Annotated in this window: 11 protein-coding genes; 3 read left to right on the forward strand and 8 right to left on the reverse strand. The window is 63.4% G+C overall.

Going from position 1 to position 13,321, the window contains the following annotated elements; translation table 11 throughout:
• The first annotated feature begins 74 nt into the window (after positions 1-74).
• On the forward strand, positions 75-1,109 hold the full coding sequence (locus tag ACFY2X_RS04460) for an IS630 family transposase (RefSeq protein ID WP_389932081.1): 1,035 nt from the start codon (positions 75-77) through the stop codon (positions 1,107-1,109).
• A gap of 265 nt (positions 1,110-1,374) precedes the next feature.
• Here ACFY2X_RS04460 and ACFY2X_RS04465 read toward each other — a convergent pair whose 3' ends face one another.
• Positions 1,375-2,562, reverse strand: coding sequence for an MAB_1171c family putative transporter (locus tag ACFY2X_RS04465; protein ID WP_389932082.1), 1,188 nt, complete (start codon positions 2,560-2,562; stop codon positions 1,375-1,377).
• Entirely contained in the window at positions 2,559-3,077 is a 519-nt protein-coding gene (locus ACFY2X_RS04470) for a hypothetical protein (protein ID WP_389932084.1), read from the reverse strand. The genes ACFY2X_RS04465 and ACFY2X_RS04470 overlap by 4 nt, the downstream gene beginning before the upstream one ends.
• Before the next feature lie 124 nt (positions 3,078-3,201).
• Between ACFY2X_RS04470 and ACFY2X_RS04475 the strand changes: the two genes are divergently transcribed.
• Positions 3,202-3,693 (forward strand): hypothetical protein, encoded by a 492-nt coding sequence (locus tag ACFY2X_RS04475; protein WP_389932086.1) that lies wholly within the window; start codon positions 3,202-3,204, stop codon positions 3,691-3,693.
• Positions 3,694-3,737: 44 nt separating this feature from the next.
• Here the strand turns inward: ACFY2X_RS04475 and ACFY2X_RS04480 are convergent, their stop codons facing one another.
• The 3 genes from ACFY2X_RS04480 to ACFY2X_RS04490 are packed head-to-tail and all read right to left on the reverse strand — an operon-like array spanning position 3,738 to position 4,713.
• The gene (locus ACFY2X_RS04480) at positions 3,738-3,866 is read right to left on the reverse strand and encodes a hypothetical protein (protein ID WP_389932088.1); all 129 of its coding nucleotides are present in this window, start codon (positions 3,864-3,866) and stop codon (positions 3,738-3,740) included.
• Between the two features lie 7 nt (positions 3,867-3,873).
• On the reverse strand, positions 3,874-4,191 hold the full coding sequence (locus tag ACFY2X_RS04485; protein WP_389932089.1) for a hypothetical protein: 318 nt from the start codon (positions 4,189-4,191) through the stop codon (positions 3,874-3,876).
• Between the two features lie 54 nt (positions 4,192-4,245).
• Positions 4,246-4,713 carry a helix-turn-helix domain-containing protein gene (locus ACFY2X_RS04490; protein WP_389932091.1) on the reverse strand — a complete coding sequence of 156 codons (468 nt, stop codon included), beginning with the start codon at positions 4,711-4,713 and terminating at the stop codon, positions 4,246-4,248.
• Positions 4,714-6,425: 1,712 nt separating this feature from the next.
• Here ACFY2X_RS04490 and ACFY2X_RS04495 point away from each other — a divergent pair.
• Positions 6,426-9,389, forward strand: coding sequence for a BTAD domain-containing putative transcriptional regulator (locus tag ACFY2X_RS04495; protein WP_389932093.1), 2,964 nt, complete (start codon positions 6,426-6,428; stop codon positions 9,387-9,389).
• Here the strand turns inward: ACFY2X_RS04495 and ACFY2X_RS04500 are convergent.
• From ACFY2X_RS04500 to lanM, 3 genes are read right to left on the reverse strand one after another with little or no spacing between them, the layout of a single operon-like run.
• A complete protein-coding gene (locus ACFY2X_RS04500) occupies positions 9,373-9,765 on the reverse strand; it encodes a nuclear transport factor 2 family protein (protein ID WP_389932095.1) in 393 nt (130 codons plus the stop codon). The two genes, ACFY2X_RS04495 and ACFY2X_RS04500, sit on opposite strands and share 17 nt — an antisense overlap.
• Before the next feature lie 26 nt (positions 9,766-9,791).
• Positions 9,792-10,580, reverse strand: coding sequence for a class I SAM-dependent methyltransferase (locus ACFY2X_RS04505; RefSeq protein WP_389932097.1), 789 nt, complete (start codon positions 10,578-10,580; stop codon positions 9,792-9,794).
• 13 nt (positions 10,581-10,593) lie between these two features.
• Positions 10,594-13,314 (reverse strand): type 2 lanthipeptide synthetase LanM, encoded by a 2,721-nt coding sequence (gene lanM / locus ACFY2X_RS04510; RefSeq protein ID WP_389932099.1) that lies wholly within the window; start codon positions 13,312-13,314, stop codon positions 10,594-10,596.
• Positions 13,315-13,321: the final 7 nt, after the last annotated feature.

Consider the following 13,321-nt stretch of genomic DNA (forward strand, 5'->3'; position numbering starts at 1 on the left):
CATTGACACGGGCCTCGCCGGGGGTTGGATCGAGGTTGCCACAACGTCCACCCACCGGCGAGGTCGTGGTCAGTATGCGCCCTCCTGTCGTGTTCGCCAACGCTCCGGCCGCCTCGATCGAGCATCTGCAGACGCAGTTACGGGGCCGTTGGCGACAGGCGACGCGCGCAGTGATGGTGCTGTTGTCGCTGCATGGGTTGTCAGCGGCGCAGATCGCCGACCTGCTGGGGTATGACGTCGGCACGGTCCGCCGCTGGATCGGGCGGTTCAACCGGCTGGGGCCGGCGGGGCTGGCCGACCGTCCCCGCCCGGGCCGCCCGAGGCTGGGCGGCCGGCGGCTGACCGACCGCATCGCCGCTTTGCTGGCGCGCCCGGGACCGTGGACGATTCCACGGCTGTGGCGGTTGCTGAACCGACCCCGGCTGAGCAGGCGCACCCTGTATCGGCGGGTGCGGCGGGTGGCCATCTGGCGGCGGCCCAAGCTGATCGCCCGGGGTGATCCCGACCGCTGGCGCGTGCTGGCCGACATCACCGCGCGGCTGTGTGCTCTGCCGCGCGGGGCGGTGGTGTGGGCCGCCGATGAGACCCACGCGCACCTGCTGCCGCACATCCGCTCCGGCTGGACGCTGCGCCCGCGCCGCCCGCAGGTCGCCACGCCGGGCAAGAACCGGCAGGTCACCGTGCTCGGCGCGCTGGAGATGACCACGGGGCGGTGGGCGTATCGGCTGGGGCGCCGGTGCGCGGCCGACTTCCTGCGCCTGCTCGATCAGGTGATCGCCGCGTTCCCCGCCGCCCCGGCGATCATCGTGATCTGCGACAACGACAGCGTCCACCACGCCAGGATCGTCACCGGCTATCTGAAAGAGCATCCCCAGCTGGAGCTGCTGTACGGGGCGCGTTACAGCCCGCACGACAATCCGGTGGAACGCATCTGGGCAGCGCTGAAGGCGTTCATCGCCAACACCGCCGTCACCTGGCCCGGCCGTCTCAGACAGACCCATGCCTTCTTCCGTGCCCGTTCACCGGACCGGTTACTGGCCGCTGCGGCTCCGTGGACCAGCCCCTGGCTCCCCGCCGGTTACAAGCGAAACTTCTGGAATGCCGCTTAGACCTCATCGCCTACAGCGACGGAGAGGTCTGCCGCCAGTTCAACGTCTGCCTCACAGCCCGCGTCGTCGGTGGGTCACTGTGGTCTGATCGATCTGACCGAGGCCGTCAAGGGTGCAGCTCGGCGTCGCGGATCGCATGGCCCAGGCGGTGCATGGCTGGGTCGCGCGGTTGGGATCGGGTTTCGCTTATTCGCCGGGAGCAGCACCGCAAACCGTCAGTTGTCGCCATGTGGTGTGGGCTCAGGGCCGGCCGGCGAGGTTCGGATCAGGGCGCGGGTTCTTTCATCAACTGCTGGACCCACCTGGACAGCCCTGCCAGCCATTCGGCGTCCGAATCCAAGTCATGACCGCCACGTAGCGGGATGAGATCGGTGTCTTCCGACCGCGTTCCGGAGGCTCTGGACTCTAGGGCATGCACGATGAGGGTGGCTTGCACGAAGCTTTCCAGATCCGATTCGGATAAGCCCTGTCCGACCCCGATCGTCCGTGCCTGCTGCGCGACCTCGTGATTGTAGTAAGGGGCGAGTTGGACGAGCCCGTCGCGAATCTCAATCACGCGACGGTAGTAGCCGCGATGGATACGCGGCCATCCCAGTGCCTCGCGCCACCGCGACTTCTCGCCCGCAATCAAGGCAAGATCGGGAAACACTCTATGCAGAATGCGCCACAGCGTCTCCAACTGCCGGTACAGGTCTCTGTGCCGAGCCCAGACGGGCACCTCCAGGATCATGCCGGCGACCAGCGGGTAGCCAAGCCCAAGCGCGAACACAGCGATCCCGATTCCGACAAACAGCAGATAGCCGGTATTCGAGATCTCCAATAGAGGCAACCCCACCGCCACTCCCCATCCTTGCAGGAGCAGGACGACGACTTTGAGAACCGCCCCAGCGATGAGGAGATAGAGCGAGACATGAAAGATCCTCATCCCGAAACGCACATGGCGGCTGGCTGCCGTGCGGGCGTACTCCTTCACCAGACCCAGCGACATCGTGAGGGTATATGCCATATAGGCCAAGGCGGTGACGAGAAAGATCCTGGCCTGGAGGTTGTAGCCGTTCTGAAGATCGGCGGGTGCCTCACGCACCCCGGGCGGGGCGATGAACCAAGTAGTCACGAGTATGCCGCACGTCAGCAGTAGCAGAACGCGCTCACGCCGCATGCGGCGAATGGCAGTCTGACCGTAAATCGCGTAGAAGAAGAACGCGAGCACAAAATACGTGCACAGAAGCGTGATGAGATTGACGAACAGCTTCGCTACGCCGGCTTGCATGCCGTCGAGAATTGTCCGAACGCCTGGGAGGTTCACGAGGGCGGATAAGAAGATGCAGCTCACTCCGGCGGTGGCGGCTCGTAGCGGCAGGTCTTCCGGGGCGCGGCGTACCTGAACGACGTTGACAGCCAGGATCGCGAAGGTGACGAGGGTGACGATGAGGAGGATGAAGGAGGTGCTCATAGCCATCCCTGATGGTTGATCAGCGATGTATTCAGCTGCTCCCCGTGAGGGGCATTCTCATCGAGGAGGAGGGTGTGGGTGACGTTGAGGACACTGGCCCATTCAAGGATGATGGTGGCGATAAGTTCAGCTTCCCTCTCATGGTCCGTCTCATAGCATGTCCGCCGCAATATTCGCCTGATGTGGGAAGGCGGGCTTGACGTGTGCAGTTCGTAGCTGGCGATGTCCAGCTCATCGCTTGGATGGTCGGCGAAGACGTGGCCCAGCTCATGCAAAATAATGTGATCTTGGTGGGGGGCGGAGGTTCTCTCCTGGTAGAAGATGTAGTCGGCCGATTCAATCTGTATCCACAACCCTGAGGGGCCCGGGACCTCGAAAGGGTAGGGCACGAGCTTGACCGGTCGGCCACGCCACTCACCGAACCGCCGGCACAGGTCAGCAACATCAAGCGGAGGGCGGATGCCGAGCTGCCGGAGCAGTTCACGGCACCTCCGTCGTACTGTGCGCTCCCGCATATCGCCGTCCCTATATCTGTCTTGTTCTCCATGATTGACAGGGGCTACCATCCCGATCATGGACTGTGGGCTTTCCCCCAGTCCTGCGTGGGATCCGCCGTTGAGCATGAGTGAATGAGGGGTCATGAACCATCCGACCATGCACCCGCGTGACATCAACACTATGATGATCGAGAAGATTATGCATATGCCCCTTCAGCCTTACAGTGAAGAGGCATATGCATTGCGCGTTATCCAGACGCGCGGCCGTCACACCGGGCAACTCCGGCAAACGCCCATCGCCATTGTCCAGCTCGCTGGAAAAAAGTACTTGGCCGCACCGAACCGGCAACGGCAATGGGTCCAAAATCTCTTCGTCTCCGGCGAATGCCATATTCACGGCGAGGAGAGCGGTCCGTCGCGGGCTATCCTTGTCGAAGGTGAGGAGGCGGCCAGAGTCATCAAAGCGTACTTGTCTGTGCTCGACCTTCCCTTCGCGATCGAGGCGTTTCCGTTTGGCGCGGACGACAGCCTGGAGACGATCATTCCTCACACCACACACACCGCCGTCTTCCGCCTCGAGCCACCGGAGGGCGCGGAGAACGTGGCTCCCGGCTGCCCCGCCGCGGACGCCTGAATCTCGCTTACCGGAAGCGTGCCTTGGACCGCATCTGGGCGCCATCAGGGTGCGGTCAGCTCCTCAAACAGGCTGAAAATGGAGGCGTCGCCCGAGGGCATCTGCCCACTCGCGACCATCGCCTTGATCACATCGGCGCCGTCGCGAGCGTTACGCTGGATCAGTTCGCGCATGGCCTGCTCACCGTCGACGTCCCCGTCCAGAAACAACAGTGGCCACCACGTCCAACAGCAGCTCCACATCGCCGGAAGCCCGAAGCGAGCCCGCGGGGTCTATCCCGGCATCAACGACCAGACGCACATGACGATTGATCAGTTCTGGTAACCCGATCCCGCCCGGAACCGCCAGGCCAAGCGCGTCAGCCGGGGTGTGCGACGCCACCTCCTCTCGCGGGCCGGTCGCCGTGATGACGTCGCCCTCCACCAACGCTGCCCCGTTGTCGATCCACTCGCCTGCCGGACCAGTGAGTACCCGCCCGGCCGAGACCAGCAGATTCACCTGTCACTCTCCCGCCCCCATTGCAGGTGCCTGTCTAAGCAGGTCACAGGTCAACTACGGTTGAGTGTTGGTGTCCGCCTCGGACTCGAATGGCGGCAAACCTTCCATCTCACGAATCACGTTGATGATCTTCGTGAGGCTTTCCACCCCCATTGACGACAACCCCATGGCCCGCATCGCGACCTTGCGCACGCCCACGTTCTGCATCGCGACCCGCAGCTCGAGCTCGGCGTCGATCTTGGCGGCATAGATCTCATCGAAAAAGTACGCCAGGTCAACACCGAAGAAGTCGGCGATGCCGGCCAGGTGGGAAACCGACAGATCGTCGGTCTTGCCGGTGCGTATCCGCCAGAGTGTCGTGTGTGAGATCGCGGTGCCTCGCTCGGTGATCTCCTTGGCGGCCTGCTCATAGCTGTACGGGGTTCCGTCTTGTTGGCGAACGGTCCGAAACAGATGATCAACTAGCTCCGCCAGCGGCCGGCGGTAGGCCCTCACAGGCATGGCTGCCTCCAGCTGTAGCACGTGAGAGTGAGACTCCTCCGGATACTTCACGCAAGCTTGACACCCTATGTCGTGAGGTGCAAGCTTTCGGTGCGTTCATAACACCCCAGATATGGAAATTCCCTTGGATCACCATGATGTTAGGACGTATGACTATTCATTGCCCTCGCCCCAAGCACCTGGCGGCCCAAACCGGCGCGCCGGCCCCTGGCTATCGGCGACTGAGGGACGCTGCCCTCTGGTCGAACGAAGCCAGTCCGAGGGGGGCGGCTTGGCGAAAGGTCGCGACCGTTCAATCGAACAATATGGAGTCGATCTCATACATATGCATTGGGGTTTTTCTCCTCGAAAGGCTTTCTGCCGCGTCGCCCATCTAAGGGGATTGCGGCGTACGCATTTAGGAGATTCGAGTGTGCCGGACAGTGCCGGACAGTGCCGGACAGTGCCGGACAGTGCCGAACGGTGCCGAACGGTGACCCATTTCTTAATATCGTAGATCATAGGCTGACGTCAGCTCACCGGGCATGACCTACAAATAAGAAACTCTTGTGGAGGGTGCCGACTGAGATCAACCATCGCATTCGGCAGCTTCAGCGACGCTCCATCGTGCTGCGTTCGCTGTCCTCCTCGACTATGTCGACTCGGCAAAGCGATCTTTGCTCTTCAGACTCGTGAAGTCGCAGCACGTCACCTCGGACAGGAAAGGCGCCAGACCGATGGCAACATCGATTAACTCATCACGCCAGAAAACTGTGGAGGGAGTTTCTCAAGCCGACAACGAACACACATCCACCTCGGCGCGGACGCCGGCCCGACTCCCCCGCCAAGGCGCAGACGGGAGCGGCATGTGCGCATCACAAGAACACAGCGCGGTCAGGCGGGAATCGGCCATATCTGTGTTGCAGGCCACATACCCGGACTGGACGATTTGGCGAGCACGCCAAGATGACGGAAGCCCCGGATCCTGGGTTGCCACACGGGTCCTTGCGCAAAGAAGCGATCCGGATGTGTGGCGGACGCTGGCCGCTGATACCCCACGCCAACTTGAACGTCTTCTTGCCCTTCACAGCCGATCGATGCCCTGCCCGGCCATCGCCGACGACGCGGTGGATGCTACGTCCGATCTGCACTTTCCCTAGTGAACCCATGAACAGACGACAATGCTTCCACCGCGACCGCTCATTCCTGATGCACCACCATCCCAGGGATCGACTGCGCTGTGCCCGCACCGAACCCGTCATTCACGTTCAGGAACCCCTTCGCTCAGGTCGGGCCGTACCCAGCCCTTCTCGCTCAGCTTTTTGGGACCGGTGACACCTTCAAGACCACCCGAAACGCCCAGCGACAGCCCATGCGAGAAAGGAGAAGGTCGGCTTCATCCGACAGCACGGTATTGACGCGGCAGGCTTCTCTGAGCCTGCGCGACGGGCTCGATGTTGACGAATGGAAGACGAAGGACCCGCGGCCCCGTGAAAGCCGGCGCCTATCCGAGATCCTCGGGCGGTACGCCACGCCAGATGGTCGAACAGGATGATCGGTCGGAAATTTCGCGCCGAACCGGTTACTCGGGGTGATCAAGGTGTGAGTCATCGGGGGTAACCGAGGGAATGCTGTCGACCTTTGCTATATCGCAATATACATTGATCGAATCGACTGGAGGACCTTTGGGATGCCGAGAGCATGCGAACTGTACTCATCCATTTGGGCTATTTACTGTAACGCAAAGGTGAGCTATGGCAGCAAATGTGACGGCGCCATTCCGCATCCTTGGCCCCATTGAATTACATAACGGCGAAGCACCTATTTCCATTCCGCCCGGCAGGCAACCGATCATCCTCGGAACGTTGCTGCTGGAAGCCAATCACATTGTCAGTACCGAGCATCTCATCGACGCCGTCTGGGACGAAGATCCTCCACCCAGCGCGCGCGGCCAAGTGCAGATCTGCATTTCGGCGCTGAGGCGACTGGTGGCCCTCATCCCGGCCAGGGGAGAGATCATCCGGCGTCCGCCCGGGTATTGCTTGCAGGTATCGCTGGAAGACCTGGACTCTCACCGATTCGACATGCTGGTGCGAGAGGCCAGGCATCTGACACAGACAAATCCCGTCGAGGCGGCAGCCTCGCTACGGCAGGCGCTCGCGCTATGGCGCGGCCCAGCTCTCAGCGGCGTCGTCAGCCGTGTGCTGGAGAGCAAGGCGCTGCGGCTGGACGAAGCCCGGCTGGCCGCGCTGGAGTCCTGTATCGACATCGAACTGGGACTGGGCAGGCATCGCGAACTGGTCGGCGAGCTTACCGACCTGGTGGAGCACACTCCACTGCGCGAGCGGCTGCGCGGTCAGCTCATGCTCGCCCTGCACAGGTCGGGACGGCAGGCCGAGGCCCTGGAGGTCTACCGCGTGGGGCGTGCCCAGTTGGTGGACGAGCTCGGCCTGGAGCCGGGTGAGAAGCTGCAACAATTGGAGATGGCCATCCTGCAGGGTGACGATTCGCTGCTGCTCGCCGGTTCGCCGAGGGATTCCATCACGCTCACGCCGGATCAGCCGGCGATGCTCCTGCCGATTACCCCGCATCAGCTGCCAGCCGATATCCAGGACTTCACCGGACATCATGACCTGGTGGGCGCGGCCGAGGGGTTCCTGCGCGTCAGCGGTAATACCGCTATGCCGGTCGTAGTGATCAGCGGCAAGGCCGGCGCTGGAAAGAGCTGCTTGGCCGTACATGTCGCACACCGCCTCGCGCAGGCCTTCCCCGACGGCCAGCTCTATCGGGACCTTCGGGGCGACCAGTCGCAGAGCGTGCCTGTGGCCGACGTGCTCGGCACCTTCCTGCGCTCGCTGGGGATTCATGGTCCCGCCGTACCCAGCAGTGTGGAAGAACGGACCGCCATGTACCGCAGTCTGCTGGCCAACAAACGGATGCTGGTGGTTCTTGAGGATGTGGTCAGTGAGGCCCGGGTGACGCCGTTGCTGCCGGGCAGCGCCAGTTGCGCCGTCATCATCACCAGTAGGACCCGCTTGACTGGTCTGCCCGGCGCGCTGCAGCTCGAGGTGGACGTCATGAACGAGGCCGACTCCCTGGCACTCATCGCCAAGGTCATCGGAGCCGATCGGGTGGCGGCCGAGCCGCGTGCCGCCGTCACCCTGACCCAGATGACCGGGGGGTTGCCGCTGGCCTTGCGGATCGTGGCGGCCCGATTGGCCGCCCGTCCTCATTGGTCGCTGATCTCGATGGTGCGCAGGTTAACTGACGAGCGGTACCGCCTCGACGAGCTGGCCCACGGTGAGATGGTCGTCAGGAAGAGCCTGTCGCTCACCTACGACGGAATGAGCGAGACGGCCCGTCGGTTGCTGGGCCTGCTCGGCTTGGCCGAAGGCGAGACCATCCCCTACTGGTTCGCCGCTGCCGTGCTCGACGGTGAGGCGCATCGAGCCGTGGATCGGCTGGAGGAACTCGTCGACGCCCGGCTGCTGGACGTGGCGGGTATCGATGACGGCGGCTACCCGCGGTACAAGTTCCACGGTCTCATCCGTGCCTTCTCGCGGGAGCGGCTGTACGAGCACGAAGACGACGCGAGCAAGATGGCCGCTCTCGAGCGCGTGATGGGCTGCTGGGTGCACCTCGCTGAGGAGGCGCATCGCCGGCTCTACGGCGGTGACTACACCCTGTTGCACGGGTGCGCACCCCGCTGGAAGCTGCCCGACGACCAGCTTGACCGGCTCCTGGAGAGCCCGCTCGACTGGCTGGAGCAAGAGCGGGCCAACCTCTGCGCAGCGGTGATCCTGGCTGGGGAGCACGGCTTGGTCGAGGCGTGCTGGGATCTGACAGTCACCCTGGTCACTCTCTTCGAAACACGCAACTACTTCGAGGATTGGCAGCACACTCACGAGAACGCTCTCAGCGCCGCCCGGCTGGCCGACAACAAGCGAGGTATGGCGGCGCTCATGTGCTCGCTCGGCTCGATGCACCTCAACCAGCGGCGGGCAACCCTGGCACGGCCGCTGCTGGAGCTGGCACTCACTCAGTTCCAGGAGCTCAGGGAGATTCACGGAGTAGCGTTGGCATCGCGGAACCTGGCGATGCTCGAATACCACCAAGGCTCGCCAGAGAAGGCCGAATACCTGTACAAGCAGGCGCTCACCGGTTTCCGGCAGGTCGGGGACCTGGTCGGGGAAGCTCACGTCCTGGCCAAGCTCGCCCAGATCGAACTCGACAGGCAACGGTACGGCGAAGCGGAGACACAGCTGGGCCACGCGCTGAACATCGCCAGGCAGACGGGCAGCCTCCGCGTGGAGGCCCAGGTGATGCACAAACTCGGCAAGGCGTACCTGCTGAGTGCGAACTACGAGCAGGCCGAACAGATAGAGAGTACGGTCCTGCGAATGGTGCGCGAGAACAGCGACATCATCGGCGAAAGCTACGCCCTGCACAGCCTCGGCGTCGTCTACGGCCAGCGCCAGAAGTTCGACTTGAGCGTGCAGGCCCTGCGTCACGCGGCGGAGATCCGTGAAAGCGTCATGGACGACCTCGGTGCCGCACAGGTGCAGCTCGACCTGGCCCAGGTTTTCGCCGCCAAGGGTGACATCATCCAGGCGCGGGAGCTGGCAGAGAAGGCTCGGGAGATATTTCAGGAGCGAGAGGTGGAGCAGTGGGCGAAAAAAGCCGAAGAAATCATCGCGACGCTCATCGCCCAGGCGTGAAATAGAAGACCTGCAGGGAGGTGAACAGCCCACAGCTCGAAACGGTGAACACGTCGGCGAAGCTCACCTGCTCGCCGGCGTTCGACCCCATCGTGTTGCCGATGACGACAACATGCTCCCCCGACCCCGAGGTGATGACCGTGGTCACCGAGTGATGATGGAGGCCGACCTGCTGTTGGTGATAGCGCTCCAACTTGTCCCTCCCGTAGACAGTCAACTCCGGGCGACGCAACACGGCGTCCTCCTCGAAGAGGGAGACGTAGGCATCGACATCACCGGAATTGAGGTACTCGTAGCTCAGCCGAGCGTGGTTGGCCGCCACAGATGCCAGGTAGGCGCTGCGCGTACTCCTGAGGGGCTGCTTGTCGTGTGACATGGCTTTGCTTCTCTCCGGAGATCGGTTCAACGACTCTTCTGAGCCAGGTAGACGACGGTGATGCAATGCTCTGTTACCTGACCGCCGAGCGCTCCTGCCGCAGCTTCGATGTCGCACAGCAGGGCGGCCCGGACCGGCTCGGAGAGTTCCCGGACTGCGGCAAAGGTGGCATACAACCGGATGAGCCGCTGGGCCGACATCGTTATCGACCACTGAATGGTCTCCACTCGGACGTTCCCAAAGGAGGCGGCGCTCAGCGCGCCGATCCAGGCATCGCGGTCGAACGGCCCGAGAACCCCTAAAACTCCGGCGGGACGGTGATGCTGGAGAATGGCATTGAGTGCCATGCGAAAAGGGGTGGGTCTTGCGGGGTTTCCGTAGACGGTCCACCACGCGGCGATCCAACTCCCAGGGCGGAGCAGTCGCGCGATCTTTTGCAGAGCGGTGGATCTGTCCAGCCAGTGCAGGCTCGAGGCGCACACCACAAGATCAAAATCCGCGTCGATCTCCGTGAGGGAGTCGAAGTCACCTTCGATCACGGTGAGCGGCCGGTCGCTGAATTCGGCACGGAGCCGGGCTGCGAAGTTGGCGCCTAGCTCCACGGCACAGACGCTGGCGCCGCGGTCCAGAAGTTCCCGGGTGGCCTGCCCGCTGCCGGCGCCGATCTCCAGGACTCTGGCACCCGGGCGCAGCGCATCGACCTCTTCGAGAAGCTCGAAGGCACGGCCAGGGTAGCCGGGCCGCGATGAGCGGTAGCCATCGGCATCCTCATCGAAAAGCTCACGGCGTCGTAAGCGGCTGTCGGTGACATCCATAGTGATCATCCCTTCATGTCTTGTTCGGTCCTTCCAGCCAGAGCACGGAAGGCACCTCTCCCGGGGCCACCAACCTCAACAGGGACAGACAGGCTCCTGCCCTTCCTGTGAGCAGCCCAGGAAAACGACTACTGTGTGCGTGCGTGACGACAGTGCCGCCCGCCACGAGATCTCGCCTCATCTGCCGGTACGGCTCTCGTCCGAGCCAGGGAAGGCGTTCGGCGGCGAGCCCGAGGAACTCCAGACTGCCCAGCTCTCCATGACAAAGGCCGGGGCCGGTGAGTAAGCCTTTCGCCGTGACCGCCGACAGGGCTCTGGCTACCTCTTCGACGAAGGCCGCGGAGGGACACAGATGGTGGGCGAGTAGTCGCGAGATCCCCGTTCCCGCGGTGCCACGGCACCAATGAGGCTCCGGCATCGCCACATTCCGGCCAGAGGCCAGGGCTCGAATCCCCGTTTCCTCGATCTCGGCGTCCTTCAGGACCCGGCCCGCCCTAAGCAGCGCCCACCCGATTCCGGCCTTCCCATGGGCGAAGCCGTCGCCTGTGCCATCCCATGACGAACTCCGCGTCAACCGCTCGGCGCAGAGGGCGACCGCCGCCTTCAGCTCAGAGAGACCATGCCTCTCGTAGAGGTCACAGGCCACCACAGCCGCCCCGGCCAGACCCGAGACCAGGCCGAACTCCTGCCGCTCGCCTATGTTCCTGACAAAGGACGGGATGCATCGATCGATGATGTCGATGTAGGTCTCATCGGCGGTCAGGACGGCCAGGTGCCCCAGAACATAGAACGTGCCCGCCATTCCCGAGTAAGCGCCGACCCGCTGTTCGTTCCGAAGCTCGGAGAGAACCGGGTGAATACTCCGTAACGCCAGCTGGAGATAGCGTTCATCTGCGTATATTTTCGCCGCGTAGCCGAACATGAGCGCCATGCCGGACAGCCCGTCATACAGTCGCGTTGGGAGTGCCCCGTAGGTGCGTGGTTCGTCGCCCACGCTGTTTCCGGCCAGACCGATCCAGGTGCAGTCCGCCCTTCCATGAATCGCCTCATCGGCCAGCGCGTCAACGGCCTCACGCGTGCTGTCTCGGAGATTTCTCCGCTGGTCTGGCACCCGTGCAAGGGAAGGCGAAGAGTGCGGCAAGGTGCTGAGAGCGGCCGTCAGGATATCCAGCTGAGCGGCGCGGTCCTCTTCACCGAACATCTGTAGCCGGCGCTCGACCACCTCGAGGCCCGTCTCGCTGAAAAAGCCGCTGATCTCACCGTCATCCCCGAAACGGAGCGAGGTCGCCGAGGCTCTGGTGAAGAAGCGGGGAATGTCTCCGACCAGCAGCTGGCTTCGCTCCGCCTCGGCCAGTCCGGGCCAGAGCCTTTCCGTTTCGAGGGTCTCCCGCAGACGACGAGGGTGATGGAGCTCGCTCAGCAGTAAGCCATAAACCTCGGTTGGCCGGACCAGGTAGCGGATCTCGGCGTCGGAAAACCGGCGGATCAGCTCGCGGAAGGCCGGCTTGTTCGCCGTGATGGCGTCGTAGGCGTCCAGGAATCCCTTGACGATGTCGGGGACATGGGCCGCCGGCTGGATCCGCCCATGGTTCAGAAAGGGCAGATTCTCGGCCTTCTCCAAGGTTGCGGGCACCAGCTCTGTCCGCATCACGTCGGTGAACGGCGCGACCAGAGCGAGCCTTCTCAGCGACTCCGGGCTGCTCAGGCCGCCGCCTATCGCGCTGGTTTCCAAGGCGAGCTGACGCCCGGGGATCAACGCGGTCGCCAGGACGCTTTGAGAAAGCAGCTCGAAGGCCTTGTCCGCAGCAGAATCCATGCCGGCCGCGGAGGCGGGTGAGGGCTGGAGGATGGTTTCAAGGTCGATCGGAATCGGGAACTCGCCGGCGGCCCGGAGGTTCTCCATATGGATGTCGGAGCCTGCCAGGCACGTCAACAGCGCGGCGCAGGAGCCAATCCGGTGGTAGAACCGGCCGATCCCTTCGTGGCTGGGAGCGGGGCTGTGGCCGATGAACTCGCACCAGCCGTATGAACCTCGGTTGATGACCCGCATCGCCTTCAGGCTGATCTCGTCGTCGAGGCTGTTGAGCAGCGTGACGGCCTGGCCGTACAGCTCCTCGGCGTCGAGCGGCCGGGGCTTGTAGATGACCTGCTCCCCGCTGCAGAAGGTCACCTCCGTGACAGATCGGCCACCGTTGTGCGGATCGCCCAGGCCGGAGCGGAGCGAGCTGGCTGTCGCTATGTCTTCCGATACCCATCCATGCCGCCGTAGCAGGGGCAGGTCGGCAGCGAGCCGGGAAAGCAGCTCCAGAGAGTTCGTCAGCCAGTTTCGGGCACAGCGCACCAGCGCGGGACCGAGCACGGGGTACTTTCCGAAGAGAAAGGCCAGGTACGACGGGTCATTCAGCAGGTGGTCGCTGTAGTGGCGATATCTGTCTCCGGGTGTGTCCCCGGTGAGCCGCCCGCTGGCCCGTGACCCGTTGAGCTCGAAGATCAGCGTCCGGTGGCTGATGGAGACCAGGTCGCCGATCAGGTTCGCCGTCAGCGAGTCCCAGGCTTCCCGTGTGAGCACACTCTGGAAGGCTGCTGCCTCCGACCTCAGGAGCACCTGGTAATGGTCGGCGAACTTTCCCATCAGCCCGCTGAACGGGATCTGGTCATAACGGGTTCCATAGAGTCTCACCGAGATCGGACCCCATGCCCGCGGAGCGCGACGTGAGCATATCTCCTCGATCATGGTCTTC

This window comes from Streptosporangium sp. NPDC000396 (assembly GCF_042898655.1).
Classification (GTDB): domain Bacteria; phylum Actinomycetota; class Actinomycetes; order Streptosporangiales; family Streptosporangiaceae; genus Streptosporangium.

Excerpts from the sequence above, each read along its gene's own strand:
- ACFY2X_RS04495 (WP_389932093.1), top strand. The coding sequence starts at position 6,426 with ATGGCAGCAAATGTGACGGCGCCATTCCGCATCCTTGGCCCCATTGAA.
- ACFY2X_RS04505 (WP_389932097.1), bottom strand. The coding sequence starts at position 10,580 with ATGGATGTCACCGACAGCCGCTTACGACGCCGTGAGCTTTTCGATGAG.
- ACFY2X_RS04475 (WP_389932086.1), top strand. The coding sequence starts at position 3,202 with ATGAACCATCCGACCATGCACCCGCGTGACATCAACACTATGATGATC.
- lanM (WP_389932099.1), bottom strand. The coding sequence starts at position 13,314 with ATGATCGAGGAGATATGCTCACGTCGCGCTCCGCGGGCATGGGGTCCG.
- ACFY2X_RS04480 (WP_389932088.1), bottom strand. The coding sequence starts at position 3,866 with ATGCGCGAACTGATCCAGCGTAACGCTCGCGACGGCGCCGATGTGATC.
- ACFY2X_RS04465 (WP_389932082.1), bottom strand. The coding sequence starts at position 2,562 with ATGAGCACCTCCTTCATCCTCCTCATCGTCACCCTCGTCACCTTCGCG.
- ACFY2X_RS04460 (WP_389932081.1), top strand. The coding sequence starts at position 75 with ATGCGCCCTCCTGTCGTGTTCGCCAACGCTCCGGCCGCCTCGATCGAG.
- ACFY2X_RS04470 (WP_389932084.1), bottom strand. The coding sequence starts at position 3,077 with ATGCGGGAGCGCACAGTACGACGGAGGTGCCGTGAACTGCTCCGGCAG.
- ACFY2X_RS04500 (WP_389932095.1), bottom strand. The coding sequence starts at position 9,765 with ATGTCACACGACAAGCAGCCCCTCAGGAGTACGCGCAGCGCCTACCTG.